The organism is Actinomadura sp. NPDC048394 (assembly GCF_040651755.1).
GTDB classification, from domain to species: domain Bacteria; phylum Actinomycetota; class Actinomycetes; order Streptosporangiales; family Streptosporangiaceae; genus Spirillospora; species Spirillospora montaniterrae.
Genome location: NZ_JBEZJL010000176.1, coordinates 1 through 2,150, shown reverse-complemented (window position 1 = coordinate 2,150; position 2,150 = coordinate 1). Strand labels below are relative to the sequence as shown.

1 protein-coding gene and 1 pseudogene are annotated in these 2,150 nt (G+C 65.4%); both read left to right on the top strand.

Going from position 1 to position 2,150, the window contains the following annotated elements:
• Positions 1–203 precede the first annotated feature (203 nt).
• Positions 204–581 (top strand): DUF6507 family protein, encoded by a 378-nt coding sequence (locus AB0C78_RS50670; protein ID WP_360763016.1) that lies wholly within the window; start codon positions 204–206, stop codon positions 579–581.
• Between the two features lie 73 nt (positions 582–654).
• Positions 655–2,150 (top strand): annotated as a pseudogene (locus AB0C78_RS50665) (hypothetical protein); the annotation flags it as partial.

The window sequence follows — 2,150 nt, the reverse complement described above, 5'->3', positions numbered from 1 at the left end:
GTGTATCTCGGCGGCTGCGTGAGAAAGCCGTCGCGGAGACAGTCCGGTCGATCGCCGGACGCGCCACCGGTCTTTTGCGCTGCAGGTCGTGGTCGGGTTCGGGGGTTGACGAACGGTGGTGATTTCGGACGGTCGGGTCTGTGGGGTGTCGGCGGCAGCCGGTGCGGGCGAGTTGGTGTCACGGGCCCACGGGAGGGGTGCTGATGACAGGCTGGGGGAACATCGATGGGTGGGACATCGATCCGGTCGGTGTTCAAACGGTGCTGGAAAAGGTCATGACCCTTTACGCGGGTGAGGACGGCAAGGGGAACGGTGGCCTGGTGAAGCGGGCTGGCGAGTTCGCGCAGTATGTGGATGACGCCGTGGCCGCTGCGTCGAGCGAGCCGATAGGTATCGCCCTGAGGGAATATGTCAAGGCCGTCAAACCCGATTTGAAGAGCACGTTCCACAAGGTGCACAGCTGTGTCAAGGGTGCCATGGACGCGACGAATGCGTATATGGATGGCGACATCAAGATGGCGGAGAAGGCCCAGAGGCGCGCGGTGGACGCCCCCAGCCCGCAGGCGGGTGGCCGATGGTAGCGGCGGCTGATCCGGGGGCTGATCCGGGGGTTGCCGTGCGGGTCATGGTGCTGGGTGTGCGCCGGAGGTAGGCATGGCTGATTCGCTCGGCCCGGACGATGTGATCGTCCGGGACCCTTCGGTCACTCCGTACGGTCCGTTCGTTCCGGAAAAGCCTCCTCCGGAGCTTGATCCAGATGATCCGGTCGATCCGTCGAGGATGCCGGTTCCGGATGTTCATCTGGCCGAGTTGGAAGCCGCGGGTCGCGCGTTGAAAAGGGTCGGGGAACGGTTTGCGAGGACCAGTGGTGATCTCGATTCGGCGTGGCGCGGCCTGTCGGCGTTCTACCGGGCGCTCGAGGCCTCGGATCTGATCGCCGCGACGCGGGACGTCCCGGTGACGGGAGAGCAGTTCGGGCATGAGGCCAAGACCGTCGGTGGGGCACTGCTGGCGTTCGTCGACGAGGTCCGCCCGATCGTCACCAGGCTGCACGGGCTGCGGGCGCAGGCGACCGACTTCCGCGCGAAGGTCGACGGGAACTGGGACGGTGATTTCGGTGACTGGCAGAAGAACGGGGAGTGGGTCAAGGAGAACAACCGGCTGAACGATGCCGCCATGGCGGCACTGGTGCAGTATCAGGAGGCCGAGCGGGCCTGCGCGAACAAGATCACCGCGCTCTTCGGTGGAACCCATTTCGCACCCGACACGCCACTGAAACACCGCGGTGACCATATCTACGGGCTGGCGGAGGCACCGAAGGGCGCACCCACACCGTGGGGGGCTCCACAAACGCGAGACAAACCCTGGTATGAAGACGTCGGAGACGGTATCTATACTTTCGGGTCCGCTCTGGTCACCTTCGGGCTCGACGCGATCGGCGGGCACGTCTACGGCGACCCTGACAGCTACGGCGGAGCGGGAACTTTTACTCAGTGGCTGGGCCGCCTGGAGGACAACTGGGGCGGAATTCTCGGCGACCTCGGAACGCTGGTGGGAAAGCTTGACGGGCGGATCGACGAGAACGGCGTCTACCACCAGGACCTCACCGTCGGACAGTGGTGGCACAACGTCAAGAGTGGCTGGAAGGGTCTCGCGAACTCTCTGGTGCCCTGGCAGGAATGGAACGACCGTCCCGGCTACGTGATCACATCCGGCGTGCTGAACGTCGGATCGCTGCTGTACGGCGGGGCCAAGGGCATATCCAAGCTCAACAAGGGCCTGGATGACCTGCGGCACGCGTTCCCGAAGAAGACCGAGCCGAGCCTGGTACCACCACCGCCAGGGCCGGCTCCGCCGCCTCGTTTCGGCTTCACCGAGATCGATGTCCCTGAGATCGTCAAGCCCCGTTCCTTGGACCCTGTGGAAGGGCCGGTCTTCGATAGCGCGGCCAATGTTCCGGGCGAACGTCACGGCGCCGGCGACCTCATGCCCGACAAGGGGATGAAGTTCGACCGCCCACCGGCGATGAACGACCCGGCCGGGCTCAACAACGCCACCGGCGCCGCCGACAGGCTCGCACGGATCAACGTCCGCGACCTGGCCGACGCACTCAAAGCAAGCCCCGCTGCCGCCTCAGCTTCAGCCGCCGC